Annotated in this window: 18 protein-coding genes; 12 read left to right on the top strand and 6 right to left on the bottom strand. The window is 40.9% G+C overall.

Annotated features, from left to right (window positions below):
• Positions 1-38: 38 nt before the first annotated feature.
• Positions 39-749 (top strand): tRNA (adenine(22)-N(1))-methyltransferase TrmK, encoded by a 711-nt coding sequence (locus tag ACCB35_RS14890; RefSeq protein WP_374057036.1) that lies wholly within the window; start codon positions 39-41, stop codon positions 747-749.
• Positions 746-1,864, top strand: coding sequence for a Nif3-like dinuclear metal center hexameric protein (locus tag ACCB35_RS14885; protein WP_374054325.1), 1,119 nt, complete (start codon positions 746-748; stop codon positions 1,862-1,864). Before ACCB35_RS14890 ends, ACCB35_RS14885 begins: the two co-directional genes overlap by 4 nt.
• Before the next feature lie 39 nt (positions 1,865-1,903).
• Here ACCB35_RS14885 and ACCB35_RS14880 read toward each other — a convergent pair whose 3' ends face one another.
• Together ACCB35_RS14880 and vrrA are read right to left on the bottom strand one after the other, a co-directional pair.
• Positions 1,904-2,860 carry a 4-hydroxy-3-methylbut-2-enyl diphosphate reductase gene (locus tag ACCB35_RS14880; RefSeq protein WP_374054324.1) on the bottom strand — a complete coding sequence of 319 codons (957 nt, stop codon included), beginning with the start codon at positions 2,858-2,860 and terminating at the stop codon, positions 1,904-1,906.
• 841 nt (positions 2,861-3,701) lie between these two features.
• A complete protein-coding gene (vrrA, locus tag ACCB35_RS14875; protein ID WP_374054323.1) occupies positions 3,702-4,418 on the bottom strand; it encodes a VrrA/YqfQ family protein in 717 nt (238 codons plus the stop codon).
• Between the two features lie 319 nt (positions 4,419-4,737).
• On the opposite strand from vrrA, the gene ACCB35_RS14870 reads away from it, so the two are divergent.
• Both ACCB35_RS14870 and ACCB35_RS14865 read left to right on the top strand, forming a co-directional pair.
• The gene (locus ACCB35_RS14870; RefSeq protein ID WP_374054322.1) at positions 4,738-6,045 is read left to right on the top strand and encodes a DEAD/DEAH box helicase; all 1,308 of its coding nucleotides are present in this window, start codon (positions 4,738-4,740) and stop codon (positions 6,043-6,045) included.
• A gap of 69 nt (positions 6,046-6,114) precedes the next feature.
• Positions 6,115-7,008 (top strand): deoxyribonuclease IV, encoded by an 894-nt coding sequence (locus ACCB35_RS14865; protein WP_374054321.1) that lies wholly within the window; start codon positions 6,115-6,117, stop codon positions 7,006-7,008.
• Positions 7,009-7,063: 55 nt separating this feature from the next.
• On the opposite strand, the gene ACCB35_RS14860 is transcribed toward ACCB35_RS14865, so the two are convergent.
• Entirely contained in the window at positions 7,064-7,318 is a 255-nt protein-coding gene (locus ACCB35_RS14860; RefSeq protein WP_044339629.1) for a DUF2624 domain-containing protein, read from the bottom strand.
• Between the two features lie 90 nt (positions 7,319-7,408).
• Here ACCB35_RS14860 and ACCB35_RS14855 point away from each other — a divergent pair, with 90 nt between their 5' ends.
• The 5 genes from ACCB35_RS14855 (at position 7,409) to ACCB35_RS14835 (ending at position 10,987) form a co-directional block, all read left to right on the top strand.
• A complete protein-coding gene (locus ACCB35_RS14855; protein ID WP_374054320.1) occupies positions 7,409-8,290 on the top strand; it encodes a YitT family protein in 882 nt (293 codons plus the stop codon).
• A 152-nt stretch (positions 8,291-8,442) separates the two neighbouring features.
• Positions 8,443-9,219 carry a metal ABC transporter ATP-binding protein gene (locus ACCB35_RS14850; RefSeq protein ID WP_044339632.1) on the top strand — a complete coding sequence of 259 codons (777 nt, stop codon included), beginning with the start codon at positions 8,443-8,445 and terminating at the stop codon, positions 9,217-9,219.
• Positions 9,220-9,237: 18 nt separating this feature from the next.
• Complete coding sequence (locus ACCB35_RS14845; RefSeq protein ID WP_374054319.1) at positions 9,238-10,095, top strand: metal ABC transporter permease; 858 nt, start codon at positions 9,238-9,240, stop codon at positions 10,093-10,095.
• A gap of 3 nt (positions 10,096-10,098) precedes the next feature.
• Positions 10,099-10,515, top strand: coding sequence for a Fur family transcriptional regulator (locus ACCB35_RS14840; protein ID WP_044339634.1), 417 nt, complete (start codon positions 10,099-10,101; stop codon positions 10,513-10,515).
• A 112-nt stretch (positions 10,516-10,627) separates the two neighbouring features.
• Positions 10,628-10,987 carry a DUF1499 domain-containing protein gene (locus ACCB35_RS14835; RefSeq protein ID WP_044339635.1) on the top strand — a complete coding sequence of 120 codons (360 nt, stop codon included), beginning with the start codon at positions 10,628-10,630 and terminating at the stop codon, positions 10,985-10,987.
• A gap of 37 nt (positions 10,988-11,024) precedes the next feature.
• Here ACCB35_RS14835 and ACCB35_RS14830 read toward each other — a convergent pair whose 3' ends face one another.
• A complete protein-coding gene (locus ACCB35_RS14830) occupies positions 11,025-11,594 on the bottom strand; it encodes a hypothetical protein (protein ID WP_374054318.1) in 570 nt (189 codons plus the stop codon).
• A gap of 752 nt (positions 11,595-12,346) precedes the next feature.
• On the opposite strand from ACCB35_RS14830, the gene ACCB35_RS14825 reads away from it, so the two are divergent.
• Entirely contained in the window at positions 12,347-12,727 is a 381-nt protein-coding gene (locus ACCB35_RS14825) for a DUF4190 domain-containing protein (protein ID WP_044339637.1), read from the top strand.
• An 84-nt stretch (positions 12,728-12,811) separates the two neighbouring features.
• On the opposite strand, the gene ispG is transcribed toward ACCB35_RS14825, so the two are convergent.
• Together ispG and ACCB35_RS14815 are read right to left on the bottom strand one after the other, a co-directional pair.
• Complete coding sequence (gene ispG, locus ACCB35_RS14820; protein WP_187443688.1) at positions 12,812-13,915, bottom strand: flavodoxin-dependent (E)-4-hydroxy-3-methylbut-2-enyl-diphosphate synthase; 1,104 nt, start codon at positions 13,913-13,915, stop codon at positions 12,812-12,814.
• Positions 13,916-14,038: 123 nt separating this feature from the next.
• Positions 14,039-14,404 (bottom strand): hypothetical protein, encoded by a 366-nt coding sequence (locus ACCB35_RS14815; protein ID WP_374054317.1) that lies wholly within the window; start codon positions 14,402-14,404, stop codon positions 14,039-14,041.
• Between the two features lie 56 nt (positions 14,405-14,460).
• On the opposite strand from ACCB35_RS14815, the gene ACCB35_RS14810 reads away from it, so the two are divergent.
• Together ACCB35_RS14810 and ACCB35_RS14805 are read left to right on the top strand one after the other, a co-directional pair.
• Positions 14,461-15,648 (top strand): MFS transporter, encoded by a 1,188-nt coding sequence (locus tag ACCB35_RS14810; RefSeq protein WP_374054316.1) that lies wholly within the window; start codon positions 14,461-14,463, stop codon positions 15,646-15,648.
• 92 nt (positions 15,649-15,740) lie between these two features.
• Positions 15,741-17,468: a methyl-accepting chemotaxis protein gene (locus tag ACCB35_RS14805; protein WP_374054315.1), complete on the top strand. Its 1,728-nt coding sequence runs from the start codon at positions 15,741-15,743 to the stop codon at positions 17,466-17,468.
• Positions 17,469-17,531: the final 63 nt, after the last annotated feature.

The raw sequence follows: 17,531 nt of genomic DNA, 5'->3' as shown, positions 1-17,531 counted from the left end.
GTACATGATACCCAATAAAAATGAGTAAAGGTGAACAAATGAATATTCAACAATTATCGAAACGACTAGAAACAGTTGTGTCATACATACCCAAACAATCTAAAATCGCTGATATCGGTTCAGATCATGCATACTTACCGTGCTATGCCGTCAATAAAGGCATTGCGTCCTCTGCAATCGCAGGAGAAGTAGTGAAAGGTCCATACCTTTCTGCCAAGAAGCAGGTAGAAGATGCCGAATTAACTCGTGAGGTAGAAGTGAGATTTGGAAATGGTTTGGAAGTGATCGCTCCAGGTGAAGTAGATTGTATTACGATTGCCGGAATGGGGGGCGCATTGATTGCTTCTATTTTAGAGGCGGGAAAAGAAAAGCTTACCAATCAGCCCAGGTTGATTCTTCAGCCGAATGTGAGCGCAAAGTCCATTCGAACATGGCTCATGGACAATGAGTGGGACCTCTTAGGGGAAGAAATTCTTGAAGAGGATGATAAGGTATATGAAATTTTAGTGGCGGAGAAAGGAAATCCTAAACGGCACTATTCAGATGAACTTGAAAAAGAGCTTTTGCTCGGACCATTTTTAATGAAGGAGCGTAATGATGCATTTAGTAAAAAATGGAATCAAGAGCTTCGTCAATGGAAGAATATATTGAATAACATGGAAAAAGCGGAAAAAACCGATGCATTAGAAGACCGTAAACAGGAACTTATTAAAAAAATACAATTGGTGGAGGAGGTGCTTATCCCATGAAGACAGTAAACGGTCATGAGATCATTCAACTGTTCGAACAATTTTCACCTAAATATTTAGCAGAAGAAGGTGATCCGATTGGTCTTCAAATTGGTAAGTTAAACGAAAAGGTTGAAAATGTGATGATTACCCTTGATGTCTTGGAAAATGTTGTAGATGAAGCAATTAAAAACAATGTGAAATTAATCATTGCCCACCATCCACCGCTTTTCCGTCCGTTAAAGTCGCTGCAAACGGACACGTATCAGGGAAGAATGATTGAGAAGTTAATCAAGCATGACATTGCCGTTTATGCGGCTCACACGAATCTGGATGTGGCGTCAGGCGGGGTGAATGATCTTCTATCGGACATGCTGCATTTGCAAGATACGTCTGTACTTGTCCCTACGTACAATGAGGAGCTCCGTAAGTTGGTCGTGTATGTGCCAAAAGAAAACGCAAAGGAACTTCGGACGGCCCTTGGTAATGCAGGGGCAGGACACATAGGAAACTATTCTCACTGCAGCTTCTCGACTGAAGGTAAGGGAAGATTTCTCCCTGAGGAGGGTACGAACCCTTATATCGGTAAGCAAGGTTCCCTGGAGGAAGTAGCTGAGGAGAAGGTGGAAACGGTATATCCTGTTTCTTTAGAGAAGAAAGTGTTGAAAGCGATGTTCACCCACCATCCTTATGAAGAAATTGCTTATGATATCTATTCCCTTATAAATGAATCTCCCGCTTTAGGCTTGGGTAGGATTGGACATTTAAAAGATGATATGAGCCTTAAGGAATTTGCTTTATTTGTGAAAGAAACCTTTGGTATGGACGGGATAAGGGTCATTGGTGATGGGGAAGCGAAAGTAAAGAAAATAGCAGTACTTGGCGGAGATGGAAATAAGTTTATCGGGAAGGCTAAAAGACAGGGAGCAGATGTATTTGTGTCAGGAGATATTTATTACCACACCGCCCATGATGCCATGATGATGGGGCTTAATGTCGTTGACGCAGGTCATCACATCGAAAAAGTCATGAAGGATGGAGTGGCCAGTTATTTGGCAAAAAAATGCTCTGAAAAAGGGTATATTGTCAATATATTCCCGTCAAAATCTGAAACCAACCCATTTACGTATATGTAAAAATGAAAGGCCCCTTGGAATTTCCAAGGGGCCTTTCATTTATTTTGTTCCCAATTTTGCTTTTCGTACCTTAGGAAGAATTTTATTTAATGGGACATTTCGCTCTCTTGTCCAAGTGGATTCATCATTTGGATCAAAAGCTTCAAGGAATTTGATCACTTCTTTTACGATTGGAGTTGGAGTAGAGGCGCCCGCTGTTACAGCAACGATGCCCGCATCTTTAATCCATTCGATATCCAATTCGCTAATGTCAGAAATCCGATGTGCAGGCGTACCTGCGATATCCATTGATACTTGGGCAAGTCGGTTCGAGTTATTGCTCTTGGGATCGCCAACCACGATGAGAACATCTGCATCCCCAGCTTGTTCAGCAACAGCTTCTTGACGAACCTGGGTAGCCAGACAGATTTCCTTATGCAGCTCAACGTGAGGATACATTTCCTTTACTTTATCCATTGTATCCAGTACATCCCATTGACTCATCGTCGTTTGGTTTGTCACAATGATTTTTTCGTTTTCAATTGAAAGCTTTTCTACATCTTCTGCCGTTTCCACAAGGTGTACGATCTCAGGTGCAACCCCGACAGCCCCTTCAGGCTCGGGATGTCCTTTTTTACCGATATAGATTACGTCATAGCCTTCCGCTTCCTTAGTGCGGATCAAATCGTGGGTTTTCGTTACATCGGGACACGTTGCATCCAGTGTGACAAGTCCTTTTTGTTTGGCTATTTCTTTCACTTCAGGGGATACTCCATGAGCCGTGAAGATAACCGTTCCTTCATTGACTTGTTCGATAATTTCTTTTCTGTTGCTGCCGTCCAGGGTAATGATCCCATCTTCTTCGAATGCATCAGTCACATGCTTATTGTGAACGATCATGCCTAAAATATAAATTGGACGAGGAAGCGATTTGTCTAATGCGGCGTTTCTTGCAATGACCATTGCATCTACGACACCATAACAATAGCCTCTCGGAGTAATCTTAATAATTTCCATCTATGAATATCCTCCTACGTGAGAAAAGGTTTTGTCTTCATTATAAAGGAGAATGGTCTTCCTGACAAAGAGAACGATAATCATATGAACCTATCCCTATCGAACTGCCTTTTTAGTTGCCTTTAATAAAAGGCTCTTTTCGTAAAGTTTGTTGCTATTGTAGAGGAGAAAGTAATAGTTGATTTCCGCTACAGGATGCTCGCTTTCCGCGGGGCTGGCGGTGAGCCTCCTCGGCTACGCCTCCGGGGTCTCACCTGTCCAGCTCCAGCGGCTAACCCCTCGAGGTCATAAGCTAAATGGTCCAAGAAGGCAAAAAACGCCTTCCCGGCCCATTCACCTTATGCTTGTCGGGGCTGAGCAAGCCGCCTCCGCATTTCGGACTGTCCAGCTATTCCCGCAGGAGTCGAGCCTACTGCAGCGAGAATCAACTTTCTGAGCATGAATCCTAAATCGAAAACAATTTAAACAAGTTTTTTAGCAAACAATCTTATTAAAGGTAAGTAAAGTTTGAATTTCCTTTTAAGGAAGAAGAATTATTTTTATCTATTTATATTGTTTTCTTGCACATCTTGAAGCTCTGTCATGAAAAAACTGTTAAAGATGGTGAGGGGAACTGCGCAGACTCCTGCGGAAGTACGGTCGTGCCGAGACCCCGTTCGGCTAAGCTGAGGAGGCTCGGCCGAACGCTAACTGCAAGCGGAGCAGTTCCCCTCACCATCCAGCATAAACCTGGTTGACAGAGCACTGGCAGAATCTATGCTAGAAAACAACAATCTTTGCGAAAAGAGCCAAATAAAAAAATCCCTAAACAGGTGATTCGGTACCTTTAGGGATCGTGGCTTTAAATATACAGTTTGGGTTTTGATCCTGATTTAGACTTTGATGGTGCCTGATTATCCTCAAGCTCACTATCATCTGAACTTTCTACGGGTGGTTTCTTTTTCTTTTTTTTCTTAACGGTGGATTCGACTTCAGGGATGTCGATATCCGCATCTTTTTCTTCGCTATTCCCGTCGTCGGACGCATCATCGGCAGACATATCTTTGAATCCACGATATAACTTCCATAGTGCCGGGATATTTTTCACCATAGGCCCATATTGTTGGAACATCGGACCCAGCTGTTGAGCGGTCTGGAGCAGTTGCTGTGAATTGGATAAAAATGAATTCACATTGCCGGGGTTCAATAGGCTCTGGAGAATTCCGCCAGCTGCCTGGGGAGATCGTTCAAAGCCAGACGCGTTGGAAGATGAATCCCCTCTGGAAAATTGTTGTAATAATCCTCCGCCGGCATTCTGATTATCACCCTTTTTAAGAAGCTTAGACAATAAACCACCTTTACCTGCCCCACGGTTTCTTCCTCTCTGATTCATTCCCATATTGAATCCCTGATTTTGACGTTGTCCTCCAAATTGAAACGGAGGTGGCTGCGTCTGCCCCAGTCCAAAGCTGTTTCTTCCAGGCTGATGCATTCCGAACCCGTTGATACCCCGCTGCTGTCTCATTCCGAAAGGATTTCGCATATCCTGGCCCTGATTCCTCATTCTTCTAGGTGACATAATGAAAGCCTCCTTTCATTCGAATAAATTCGTCGACATTATAGAGTATGCAACAGGTGGAAAAAGGGTATTGATACACTATCATCCTAAATAAAAATAAGTATGAACTAGAAGTTTTGTCAAAAAAATATTATAATGGTTAGATGTTCTTTAAATATGACGCTTACTAAACTGTTACGTTAAGATAAACTCACTAACAATTAATAAAAAAGTGATTCGTTAATTTAATATAAATCTGTGGTGAGGATGTGTACGACACGACATCCATCCCGGTGACAGCGTAAATAAAAGGATATTTTGATAAAAGGAGATGTAATGAATGAAAAAGAATTTATTTCTACAATTTGGATTCCAGTCCTTCATTAATGAAGCTGTAGAAGAATTGGGTTTCTACGAACCAACAGAAATCCAAAAGAAAATGATCCCCCTGATTTTAAAAGGGCAAAGTGCTATTGGTCAATCACAGACAGGAACGGGAAAAACACATTCGTATCTGTTACCAATCATTGAGAAGGTGAAAGCAGGATCAGAACAGGTACAGGCTGTGATTACAGCACCGACACGTGAACTGGCACAGCAGATTTACCAAGAAGTATTAAAGATTACGAAAAATAGTGACATTGTTTCACGCTGCTTTATTGGTGGAACGGACAAGCAGAGAACGATTGAAAAATTAAAAAGCCAGCCTCATATTGTGGTTGGTACTCCTGGCCGAATCAATGATTTAGTGAAAGATCAGGCGTTATTTGTTCATACTGCCAGTTTACTGGTCATTGATGAAGCGGATCTGATGCTTGATATGGGATTCATTGAAGACGTGGATCAGATCGCCGCTAAGATGCCTGAAAAATTACAAATGCTTGTATTCTCTGCGACGATTCCAGAGAAACTGAAGCCATTCTTGAAAAAATATATGGAAAATCCACAGTATGCACATGTGGAGCCCGAGCAGCTATCGGCGAAAAATATTCAGCACGTGATCGTACCTCTGAAGAGTCGCGATAAAATCAACCTGCTGTACAATATCTTAGTGGATATAAATCCATATTTAGGTATTGTTTTTACCAATACAAAACAAAAAGCAGACGAAGTGGCAGATGCTCTGATCGCAAAAGGATTAAAGGTTGGACGGATTCACGGAGACCTTTCCCCACGTGAGCGTAAGAAAATGATGAAACAAACGAGAAACCTGGATTATCAGTACATCGTAGCGACAGATTTAGCAGCAAGAGGGATTGATATTGAAGGTGTAAGTCATATCATTAACTTTGAACTTCCACAAGATCTTGATTTCTATGTTCACCGTTCCGGCCGGACGGCACGTGCAGGAAACAGTGGTATTGCATACACCATTTATACGCCGTCAGATGAAGATGCATTGAATCGCTTAGAGAAGCTTGGCATCAGCTTTAGTCATAAAGACATTAAAAAAGGTGAATGGTCTGAGTTACCACCCCTTAACAAACGTAAGAACCGTCAAAAAACGAATGTTGATGAGATTGAAGAAAAAGCGAAATCAATGGTTCGAAAACCAAAAACAGTGAAGCCGGGCTATAAAAAGAAAATGAAATACAAAATGGATCAAATCAAGAAACGGGAAAGAAGAATCAAAAACAGAAATAAATAAGTGTTTTAACGTGATTCATTTGTACACATTCGATACAATAAAGAGAGATTTTCTTAGGAGTTGAGAAGAATGGTTAAGATTGGATCCCATGTTTCCATGAGTGGAAAGAACATGCTGCTCTCTTCAAGTGAAGAGGCTGTTTCTTACGGTGCGAATACCTTCATGATCTATACAGGTGCGCCCCAAAATACAAGAAGAAAAAAGATCGAGGACCTGAATATAGAAGCTGGTCTTCGTCACATGAAAGAAAATGGAATAGAGGATATCGTCGTTCATGCCCCTTATATCATTAACATCGGCAATACGACCAACCCGGCTACATTCGAGTTGGGGGTCAATTTCCTCCGTTCTGAAATCGAGCGTACGGAAGCTCTGGGAGCAGGGCAGATCGTCCTTCACCCAGGGGCTCACGTTGGTGCCGGAGCTGAAAAAGGGATCGAGAAGATCATCGAAGGCCTGAATGAAGTATTAACAAAAGACCATAAAGTACAAATCGCTTTGGAAACAATGGCAGGTAAGGGATCCGAATGCGGAAGATCCTTTGAAGAAATTGCTCAAATCATCAATGGAGTAGAACTGAATGACCGACTTTCTGTGTGCTTCGATACTTGTCACACCCATGATGCAGGATATAATATAGTGGAAGATTTCGATGGAGTGTTGGAGGAATTCGATAAAATTGTAGGTATTGATCGCTTAAAAGTTCTACACATTAATGATAGTAAGAATGAACGGGGAGCAGGTAAGGACCGCCATGAAAATCTGGGGTTTGGTCATATAGGATTCAAAGCATTGAACTATATTGTGCATCACCCACAGCTGCAAGAGGTTCCTAAAATCCTGGAGACACCATATGTAGGGGAAGATAAGAAAAATAAAAAACCTCCTTACAAATACGAAATCGACATGCTTAAGAGTCAAACATTCGATGAAGATGTATTAACGAAAATACTGAATCAATAAAAAAGGCAATAGAGGAGGTCATCTCTCATCAAAAGGGACGCCTCCTCTTCTTTTACTATCTGATTAGCTGCAAAAAGAGCTGGTTTATTTCCTTCGCCTTGACGGGACCTATGATCCTCGCCAAGTCCTTCACCAGTTTACTGCGTTTACTGTCATCAAAAATATTAATGTTCTTTCCTTTAACACTTGCGACGATGCTTGTTGCCTGTTGGGACGTCAATGTAATGTTATATTGTTTGGCGTACTTTAATAATTCTTCATTTGTAATATTGTTGATTTTGTGATTAATCACATTTTGTAATAGCTTCATGTTTATCACTCCTCAACAGATACATATGTAACTCCTGTTCAGAAAGTGACATTTTTATAAGAAAATAAAGTGAAAGGAAAGGAATTGACGATGACCCAAAGAGTGCATAAAAAAGAAAGTCCCCTTCATTTTATTTACCGATTGATTTTTATTACGATCGGAGCAGCCTTAGCTGCTATATCCATAGAGTTGTTCCTTGTTCCAAATAATATTATCGATGGTGGAATTATTGGTGTTTCGCTGATTTTGGATTATTTAGTTTCAGACACCATCCCATTTGTCAATTTTGCAACCTTGCTGGTTCTTCTTAATCTCCCTTTCATGTATTCAGGTTATAAACATATCGGGAAAACATTTGTCGTTTCTTCTCTGTTTGCGATTATCGCACTGGCAGGTATTGAAAGTCTTTTACACCATATTGAACCATTTGTCACTGAGAAAGTATTAGCCACTGTTTTTGGAGGTTTGACCCTCGGAGTGGGGGTAGGCCTTGTGATACGTCATGGTGGATCTCTGGATGGGACTGAAATCCTTGGTATCCTTTTAACGAAGAAGCTTCCGTTTTCAGTGGGGGAGTTTGTTATGTTCATCAATATCTTCATTTTTGCCTGGGCAGCTTTTGTCTTCGGGCTTGAAGAAGCGATGTATTCGGTAATGACCTACTATATAGCCTTTAAGACGATTGATACGGTGATACAGGGAATGGATGAAACGAAGGCCGTTATCATTGTTTCTGACCATTACCTTGAAGTATCCGACGCAATACTAAAAAGACTTGGCAGGGGAACAACGATGTTAAAGGGGCGTGGAGGATACACAGATAATGATAAAGAGGTCATTTATGTCGTAGTCACCAGACTTGAAGTAACAAAGTTGAAATCCATTGTTTCTGATGTAGATCCCAATGCATTCATTACGATAATGAGTACACAGGAAACAAAGGGTGCACGATTTAAGTCTGCCATTCATTAATGCAGCATTGGACTAAAGGACTGCTCACTCATATTGAGCAGTCCTTTTATTAGGTTATCGAGGTATGAATGATTTACAATTGTGCACCCATCATGTATACTACCCTATGTACTTTTAAATCGTAATGATTCTTATAAAGAGAGATGATTAACATGGATACTACAAATCCCATTATTAAAATAGAAGATGTAAATTTCAGATATGAGAGGGAAAGAGTTCTCGAAGATATTAACCTGACCATCCCCAGAGGGGCATTCCTTGGAATCGTGGGACCTAATGGTTCAGGTAAATCGACACTACTTAAGCTTGTTCTGGGTCTGTTACGAGTAAAACAAGGGAATATTGAGTTATTTGGAGTCCCCCAGCATAAATTCAAACAATGGGATCGCATAGGGTTTGTTTCCCAGAAGGCCAATAGCTTCAATACAGGTTTTCCAGCTACGGTTTATGAAGTGGTGGCGAGTGGATTAGCGAAAAAAGCAGGATTGTTCAAGAGAATTTCATCTAAATACAAACAAGATGTGTATGGAGCCATTGAATCAGTTGGGATGAGTCCATTCGCTAAACGTAATATTGGGGAATTATCAGGAGGACAACAGCAAAGGGTATTTATTGCCCGGGCGCTCGTAAGCCAGCCTGATATATTGATTCTTGATGAACCGACAGTGGGAGTGGACAGTCAAAACGTCCAAAATTTCTATGATATGTTAGAAACGTTAAATAAAGATTTAGGGATTACACTCGTTCTTGTAACTCATGACATAGGGTCGATTTCGAATAAAGTGACTCATGTCGCTTGCTTAAATAAACATTTACATTTCCATGGCAAAACAGAAGAGTTTGAAAAGCTAAAAGAAAATCAGCTTTCCTCTTTTTATGGTCATGATGTACATTTCTTAAATCATGAGCATGAACATCATCATTCATGATCGATTGGAGGGAAGACAATGCTTCAAGCTATTTTTCAATATGAATTTTTACAAAATGCATTTCTTACGGGGATCCTCATAGGAATCATTGCACCTTTATTAGGAGCATTCATCGTCGTAAGGAGGCTATCTTTAATCGCGGATGCCTTGAGTCACGTCACTCTGTCAGGGATTGCAGCGAGCCTGTATTTAAGTAAAACGATTCCTGCTTTTTCGGGGTTGAATCCCCTGTATTTTGGAATGGTATTCTCTGTCATGGGCTCCTTGTTCATTGAACGTTTGCGTATGTTATATAAGCATTATCAAGAGCTTGCGATTCCGATCATCCTATCTGGAGGAATCGGGATAGGGGTCATCTTCATTTCACTGGCAGACGGTTTTAATACAGATTTATTTAGTTATTTGTTTGGAAGTGTCAGCGCAGTCAGCAGAGGAGATTTGTATCTGATTGGAGGAATCAGCGTTCTTGTCATAGGCGTGATTTTCCTCCTATATAAAGAATTGTTCCTTCTATCCTTTGATGAAGATCATGCAAAGGCGTCAGGTATCCCCGCTAAGGCTATCCACTTTATCTTTATGGTCATGGTAGCACTTGTGATTGCCGCTTCTATGCGAGTCGTCGGGATCCTGCTGGTTTCGTCCCTTATGACATTACCGGTTGCTGCAAGTATCAGGATTGCCAATGGATTTAAGCAAACGATCGGGTTTTCGCTTGTTTTCGGTGAAATTTCTGTTATTGTTGGATTAATCAGTGCCTTCTATTTGAATCTTGCACCAGGTGGTACGATTGTCATGACGGCGATATTAATCCTTCTCATTACAATTGTGATTAAGAAAATAAAAACGTCGAGTCATTCTTCTAAAGTTGAGGTGTAGAAAGTGAATGTAACGGAAGCAATGGACCTGTTAAAATCAAAAGGATATAAGCATACAGGAAAACGGGAGCAATTACTTGAACTGTTTTCCAGCTCTAATAAATATTTGACGGCCAGGGATGTTTTAGAAAATATGAAAGCTGATTACCCGGGGCTCAGTTTTGATACAATATACCGTAATTTGAGCTTGTTTGTTGAACTTGAGATTTTGGAAGAAACTGAACTATCAGGTGAAAGACATTTTCGATTTACATGCGAAAGCCATCACCATCACCATCATTTCATTTGTATGGATTGTGGGAAAACGAAAGAAATTCACACATGTCCCATGGAGGCACTTAAAGAAAACTTAACGGATACAGGATATGATATATCCGGACATAAATTCGAAATTTATGGCAAGTGCCCCCAATGTCAGTAGAGAGATTCTTTTAGGGTCTCTTTTTTTTATTGCTGAAATATCCAGAGTTTAAGTGAAGGGAAAAGAGGGAAAAAATGCAATTATACAGAAGGAATGGAGAGGAGATGCACCCATGGAAACTGTCCCTTTTACTCACTGCCCAACAAATAAAAAAAACTGTGTGAGCACAATTGATCTCACATCATATCATCGAATAGCACCACTTCCCATCAGTGGAAGCGTCGAGGATACGAAGGCGAGAATCCGCACCACCCTGGGCAAGTTCGATCATGTAGAGATCAAGGAAGAGAAATCACATTATATACAAGCTGTTTTTACATCAAAGTGGTTGAAATTCAAGGATGACCTGGAACTCTATATAGATGAAAACTCGAATCTTCTACATATCAAGTCAGGTTCACGTCTAGGCTATTATGATTTCAAAGTGAACAGAAAGCGCGTGGAACGTTTCAAATCCTTATTTAATGTGTAATCGAAAAAAGCCCCTGATGTCAGTCAGAGGCTTTTTTCTATGATTGATTTTGAAGCCAGCCTTGAACCCAGGTATTCGCTTCCTGCCAGTCATTTACGCGAATGACTCCACCAGGGATCGGCTTTTGATTGTAAGGTGTGTTAAATAAAAGCACGGGAATGGACAGCTCTTCAGAAATCGATACAGCATTATCGTGTTTATCTTCAAAGAAAATGTCGACATCATGTTTTTTCGCTGTTGAAACTTTATCATGGGAGCCGATTAATTCGATATGATGATACATTAAATCTTGTGAATTAAACCATTCTTTCGTTAATTGAATAAGGTCTGATCTTCTTGCGCTTATAAAATAAAGCTCATGTTTTTCTTTCCATTGATCCAATATTTTCTTTGCACCGGGAGCAAGGGGAGATTCTTTGTAGATGACAGGTTCTGCTCCCTTAAACCATTTTCCGAAGGTTTGAGGGGAAATATCCAGGACTTCTGTCAATTCGTATTGGGTGATGTCTTGTAAGGTTAAATTTAATTTAAAATATTCATTTATATGAGGCAGTAAGGATTCAGGTGATGTAACTGTCCCATCAATATCGATTCCAAAACGTTTCATTCTTCATCATGCTCCTCTTTATAAAAACTCCTTCAAGTTTATCACATTCCTTCCCTTTAGATAACCGTTGTTTTCAAAACGCTCTTTTGTAAAGATTGTTTCTATTGTAAAGAAGAAAGTATTAGTTGCTTTCCGCTCCAGGATGCTCGCTTTCCGCGGGGCTGGCGATGAGCCTCCTCGGCTGCGCCTCCGGGGTCTCACCTGTCCAGCTATTCCCGCAGGAGTCGAGCATCCTTCCGCTCCAATCAACTTTCTGAGCATGAATCCTTAATCGTAAGCAATTAAAACAAGCTTTTTAGCAAACAATCTCATTTAAGGTAAGTAGAGACTGTTTGTCTTAATGATGAAGAATTATTTTTTCTAGTTATTTTGGTTTCTGATACACCTTGAAGCTCTGTCACAAAAAATTTTGTTAAAGATGGTGAGGGGAACTGCGCAGACTCCTGCGGAAGTACGGGCGTGCCGAGACCCCGGAAGCGAAGCTGAGGAGGCTCGGCCGAACGTCCGCGGAAAGTGGAGCAGTTCCCATCACCATCCAGCACACGCTAATTGATAGAGCCTTGCAGAGCATATGTTAGTAAACAACAATCTTTGAGAAAAGAGCGTTGGGAAAAGAGCTTTTTTAAAAAAAGCATTTCTTATTTTTAAAAGTGAAGATAAGGTAACAAAAATGACAAACATTAGCATAGTAAAAAAAGAGAAGTGACAAACAATAAGAAGGCTCCCAAACACAGAAAGTGAGGGATTGCTGTATGAGTGATGAACGACGCGAATTAAACAGCGTTGATCGAAATCTACAAGATATCGACGTGTATTACGACAATCCGGAAACAGATGTGAATAAAGAATACCGTGAAGAAACAGCAGCAGAAATTGCTGCTCCAATGAATGTAAGCCGCGACTTTGAAGAGGATACCGCCGAAGATACGACAACATCTGGTCGTGTATTAGGGTACTCGGCACTTGCCCTATCCATTCTTTCCTTATTTATTCTCCCGGTAATCATGGGAGCTGCTGGAATCGTGCTTGGATTTGTGGCGAGAAGACGAGGAGCAGAAATGCTCGGTGCCTGGGCAATCGGAATTGGGGCCGTATCGATAATTATTGGATTATTTGTACTGCCGTTCTTTTAAAAGTAACACCTTTTCTTGAAATTGGGAGCATTTCAAGAAATAAAAAAAGAGGACTGATCTAAGATCAGTCCTCTTTACATGCATTTAAACTTCTTGTTCTTTCTTTTCTGCCTCTTGCTGAGCAAAATATTCTTCTGCGATCTTGTCAATTTCTTTCTTTAATTCCTCTACCATTGTCTCTTCAGGAACTTTACGGACAGTCTTTCCTTTTCGGAATAACAGTCCTTCACCACGAGCCCCGGCAATACCGATATCGGCTTCTCTGGCTTCACCCGGTCCATTTACTGCACATCCAAGGACCGCCACTTTAATGGGTGCTTTAATGGTGGAAATGTACTCTTCTACTTCATTGGCGATTGATATTAAGTCGATTTCGATACGGCCGCATGTCGGACACGAAATCAAGGTAGCAGCGTTGGAGGCTAATCCAAACGACTTTAATAGTTCTCTGGCTACTTTGACTTCTTCAACAGGGTCGGCACTTAAGGAAATACGCAGTGTATTCCCTATGCCAAGACTAAGGATCGCCCCAAGACCTGCTGCACTCTTTACCGTTCCAGCAAACAATGTGCCTGATTCAGTGATTCCGAGGTGAAGTGGGTAGTCGAATGCTTTAGCCGCTTTCGTGTATGCTTCTATTGCCAAGTTCACATCAGATGCTTTCATGGATACGATGATGTCATGAAAATCAAGGTCTTCCAGGATCTTGATGTGATGAAGGGCACTTTCTACCATACCGTCAGCCGTTGGGTATCCATATTTTTCAAGGATTTTTCTTTCGAGGCTTCCGGCATTTACGCCGATTCGAATTGGAATCCCTTTTTCTTTCGCTGCTTTGACAACTGCTTCCACTTTTTCACGGCGGCCAATATTTCCTGGATTGATCCGGATTTTATCGGCTCCGCCTTCAATGGCTTTTAAGGCTAGTTTATAGTCAAAATGTATATCGACAACAAGTGGAATATTAATTTGCTTCTTAATATCAGCTATCGCGTCTGCTGCACGTTCATCTGGACAAGCTACGCGGACAACCTGACAACCTGCTTCTTCGAGACGGTGAATCTCTTTAACCGTTGCTTCAACATCATGTGTCTTTGTAGTGGTCATACTTTGGATAACAAGTTCATTGTTACCGCCAATAGTTAAATCTCCGACTTTGACCGGACGTGTTTTTGAACGATGTATAATTTCACTCAAGTGTAATTCGCTCCTTTAGAAAGGTTCTCAAAGTTTCATTATAAGTAATACGAAGCTATTGTAACAGTGTTTTATGTGAAATGACAAGAAATAGGTGTTTTTTGAATGCTTGGATTATTGATAATTCGGGATTTTATAGGTTTTTCCGATTTGGATCTTTGCAGGGGGCACATCATTTAATTCTTCGAAATCGGTAATCACACGTTCGATGGAAACAGGCATAGAACCATCAATAAGATCTTCTACAAGACTTAAGACTGTATCACCGGGCTTGACTTCCATTTCAACATAAGAAATGGAAGAAGTATCGTCTTCAGATGGAGACTCCAGTGACACCGGAGGAGACGCTTGATTTACCTGCGGTTGAGCTGTTGCGACTGTGGCCTCTTTATATAGGAGCCTTAAGGTTCCCTTATTTAAATCATAATAAACGCTATAAAGAAGAATGATAATACCAAAGAATATAGCCATTCGTTTCATACAGACCTTCCTCCCGTATTGTTAGAGTGAATCAAATATTGAAGGAGTTACGCGTCATGACAAATAAGCTTCTCCAACTTGTAATCGGGTTACTTCCCATATTGATGGTACTTGGTAATTCAATGCTTATTCCCATTCTGCCAAGTATTGAAGCAGATTTACATTTGAACAGCGGCTGGTCAGGTTTTATCTTAAGTTCATTCACAATACCTGCCGCAGTGGTGATTCCTTTCGTCGGGCTGTTGTCTGATCGCTATGGGCGAAAACGGTTAATCTCAGTTTCACTATGGGTTATGATTCTGGGAAGTGTGCTTTGTGTTGTGAGCGGAGAAGTAAGTGAAACCGTCAGTCTTTTTATGATTGGCCGAGGATTGCAAGGTGTGGGGGCGGCTGGGACGACGCCTCTGGCCATGGCCTTGATCGGTGATATTTATCAAGGACAGGAACGGTCAAGAATGTTAGGGTCATTGGAAGTGTTTAATGGCATAGGCAAGGTGGCCGCACCTCTTATTGGTGCTACACTGGCTATCCTTGTCCATTGGAATCATGCATTTTGGGTGTTTCCTGTATTGTGCGTGGTGATTTTAATCGGACTTAGAAAAACGATTGAAACGAAAGAGGGAGATCACAAGACTGATAATAAAAACCTGTACTCCATCTTTATTTCAAAGGGACGCTTATTATTTCCACTATATGCGATTGGAGGGATAGGCTTATTTTTATTATTCGGCATTCTCTTCTTTCTTTCCTACCATATTGAAAATACTTTTCATATTGATGGCTTTTTCAAGGGGTTTACATTTATCTTTCCACTTGGTGCGATGACCATTAGCTCTTACTGGTGCGGGGGGAGATTAAAGACGGATGAGGAACAGGGATGGACGTATATGAAATGTGGGTTGTTTTTGATGTCGGTACCATTAGGCTTTTTGATCTTTTTTTCATCATTGGGGTTTTTGATGTTCTTTATCACAGTAAGCTTTGGTGGATTGGGCTTGATGCTGCCGGTCATTAATACCTTTATTACGGGAAGTGTATCGGAGCATGAGAGGGGATTGGTTGTCAGTATTTATGGAGCAGTGAGGTTCGGTGGGGTTGCACTGGGACCCATTGCTTACAGCCTTTGGAAACACGATGTGTTGCAAATGTATTTGATCACCTTTGCATTTTCCCTTCTTAACTTGATGTTATTTATGCTTCTGTCCAACCGTAAGAAGGGGGTCTTTCGTCCTGAAATTCAATAAACCTTTACGCAAGCTTTACATTTCCTTCATCTTTCTTTGAGAAAATGAAATGTGGAAAGATTAGGGAAGGGTGTATGAATTTGTTGCAAATATTGAACTTCTTAAGAGAATGGCCTCAGCGGATTAAAAGGGTTCTAAAAAGGAAAATGACTGTTCCATTTTCCAAGAGTTTGACATTAAAGCATCGATTATTGGTAGTCATTTTACTTCTGGTTGTCACTACTGGCTCAACAATTGGAGGGATATCTTATTTAAAGTCGAAACAGGCTACGATTCATCTTATGGAACAGCGTTTGGATCGTGAAGTGACCTCGATGAGTGATATCGCACAAAGCTTGGTGCTCATTTATGTCGGTAAACAGGACCAGTTTGAGAAAGCACTGAATGATGTGATCAAGAAACAGGATACAGCATTGATCCAAGATAATATTGAAGCACAATTCTATTTTATTAAAGATTCTGAAGCTGTACCGTTTTCAGTTAGTAAAGGTTCTGAATTGCAATTTGGGAAACATCTTATAGATGAAATCGAAGAACTTGAAAAAGGGACCATCGAAACAAACATAGAGGGGGAAACTTATACGATGGCTTTTCATTCGATTCAAGAGCTGCAAGGTGAATACGTGATCGTTGTCCCTCAGGAAGAGTATATGCAAGATATTCGGTCAATGGCTGCCTATACACTGGTTCTTATTGGTCTTAGCGTTGGGACTGCCTTAATCATTGTCTTATTTTTTGTGAACCGGTTGACCTCGCCGATCGCTCAATTGCGCGAATCGATGAAGAAAATAAGGGATGGTGATCTGGCTGCCAACATCCCTGTAGAAACGACGATGCCGGAAATCGTTTCCCTTCAAAAGAGTTTTGATTCGATGACACTGAAAATGAAAGACTTGATACATAATATTCATCAAACAACAGATAGCTTAGCATCTACAGGGAGACGGCTTCAAACCTCTTCAGCTGAATTATTGAAAGAAAATGAGTATATGGTAGAAATGGTAAGAATGGTGAAAGGGGGGGCAGAAGAAACGGCAGGTACTTCCGAAGTAAATGTCAACCACTTCCAAGAAATGAATATAACCGTAAAATCCATATTTAAGAAAATGAATTCTGTCTTTGAGAAAACAAAGGATATGAATGATTCTACGGGTGACGGAGAGTACAAGGTTGATAAAATGGTTGGGGGGTTGAACAGGGTATCCGGAGACTTTAAGCAAATGAATAAGATCATTCAAGAAGTCCATGATCAATCTTCCTCCATCGTTACAGTGATTTCATTGATTAATCAAGTTGCTGAACAAACGAAACTCCTGGCTCTCAATGCCACGATAGAAGCCGCAAGGGCGGGTGAATCCGGTCGTGGATTTGCGGTTGTCGCTAATGAAGTAAAGAAGCTTGCAGATCAATCATCAGTTGCTACCAAGAATATTACTGAAACTATTCATACTATGGAGTCAATAACCTTAAATGCTTCCAAGCAATTCGATCAATTTTTCAAAGAATTTCACTTCTATGTATCAGAAGCTACTGAGACACGAGAATCGTTTGATCAGTTGAAAAATGAAATAGATGGAGTTACGGCGGATTTGCATAATATGAAGGCGGATTTGGGGTATTTAGAAACATCTCTCCCAAAATTGGAGGCTTCTACAGAGGCGTTTTCTTCCGTTTCACAAGAAACGTTAGCAGGAACGGAGCAGATGCTTGCGGCCTTCGAGGAGCAGCACGAAAAGGTTAGGAATACCCATGAAGTAGGAGCAGAGCTTTTGAAAGCTTCTAACCAACTAAAGGAATTAAGCAGGCAATTCAAATTATAGAGATATAGCGAATGGTTCCTATGAAAATGACGTGAAAGGGAAATCCCTGTCTCCGGATGAGAC

The sequence above is a fragment of the Rossellomorea sp. FM04394 genome (assembly GCF_041889765.1).
In the GTDB taxonomy this organism is placed as follows: domain Bacteria; phylum Bacillota; class Bacilli; order Bacillales; family Bacillaceae_B; genus Rossellomorea; species Rossellomorea aquimaris_B.
This window is presented reverse-complemented; position numbering and strand designations above follow the sequence as displayed.

Excerpts from the sequence above, each read along its gene's own strand:
- ACCB35_RS14890 (WP_374057036.1), top strand. The coding sequence starts at position 39 with ATGAATATTCAACAATTATCGAAACGACTAGAAACAGTTGTGTCATAC.
- ACCB35_RS14885 (WP_374054325.1), top strand. The coding sequence starts at position 746 with ATGAAGACAGTAAACGGTCATGAGATCATTCAACTGTTCGAACAATTT.
- ACCB35_RS14880 (WP_374054324.1), bottom strand. The coding sequence starts at position 2,860 with ATGGAAATTATTAAGATTACTCCGAGAGGCTATTGTTATGGTGTCGTA.
- vrrA (WP_374054323.1), bottom strand. The coding sequence starts at position 4,418 with ATGTCACCTAGAAGAATGAGGAATCAGGGCCAGGATATGCGAAATCCT.
- ACCB35_RS14870 (WP_374054322.1), top strand. The coding sequence starts at position 4,738 with ATGAAAAAGAATTTATTTCTACAATTTGGATTCCAGTCCTTCATTAAT.
- ACCB35_RS14865 (WP_374054321.1), top strand. The coding sequence starts at position 6,115 with ATGGTTAAGATTGGATCCCATGTTTCCATGAGTGGAAAGAACATGCTG.
- ACCB35_RS14860 (WP_044339629.1), bottom strand. The coding sequence starts at position 7,318 with ATGAAGCTATTACAAAATGTGATTAATCACAAAATCAACAATATTACA.
- ACCB35_RS14855 (WP_374054320.1), top strand. The coding sequence starts at position 7,409 with ATGACCCAAAGAGTGCATAAAAAAGAAAGTCCCCTTCATTTTATTTAC.
- ACCB35_RS14850 (WP_044339632.1), top strand. The coding sequence starts at position 8,443 with ATGGATACTACAAATCCCATTATTAAAATAGAAGATGTAAATTTCAGA.
- ACCB35_RS14845 (WP_374054319.1), top strand. The coding sequence starts at position 9,238 with ATGCTTCAAGCTATTTTTCAATATGAATTTTTACAAAATGCATTTCTT.
- ACCB35_RS14835 (WP_044339635.1), top strand. The coding sequence starts at position 10,628 with ATGGAAACTGTCCCTTTTACTCACTGCCCAACAAATAAAAAAAACTGT.
- ACCB35_RS14830 (WP_374054318.1), bottom strand. The coding sequence starts at position 11,594 with ATGAAACGTTTTGGAATCGATATTGATGGGACAGTTACATCACCTGAA.
- ACCB35_RS14825 (WP_044339637.1), top strand. The coding sequence starts at position 12,347 with ATGAGTGATGAACGACGCGAATTAAACAGCGTTGATCGAAATCTACAA.
- ACCB35_RS14815 (WP_374054317.1), bottom strand. The coding sequence starts at position 14,404 with ATGAAACGAATGGCTATATTCTTTGGTATTATCATTCTTCTTTATAGC.
- ACCB35_RS14810 (WP_374054316.1), top strand. The coding sequence starts at position 14,461 with ATGACAAATAAGCTTCTCCAACTTGTAATCGGGTTACTTCCCATATTG.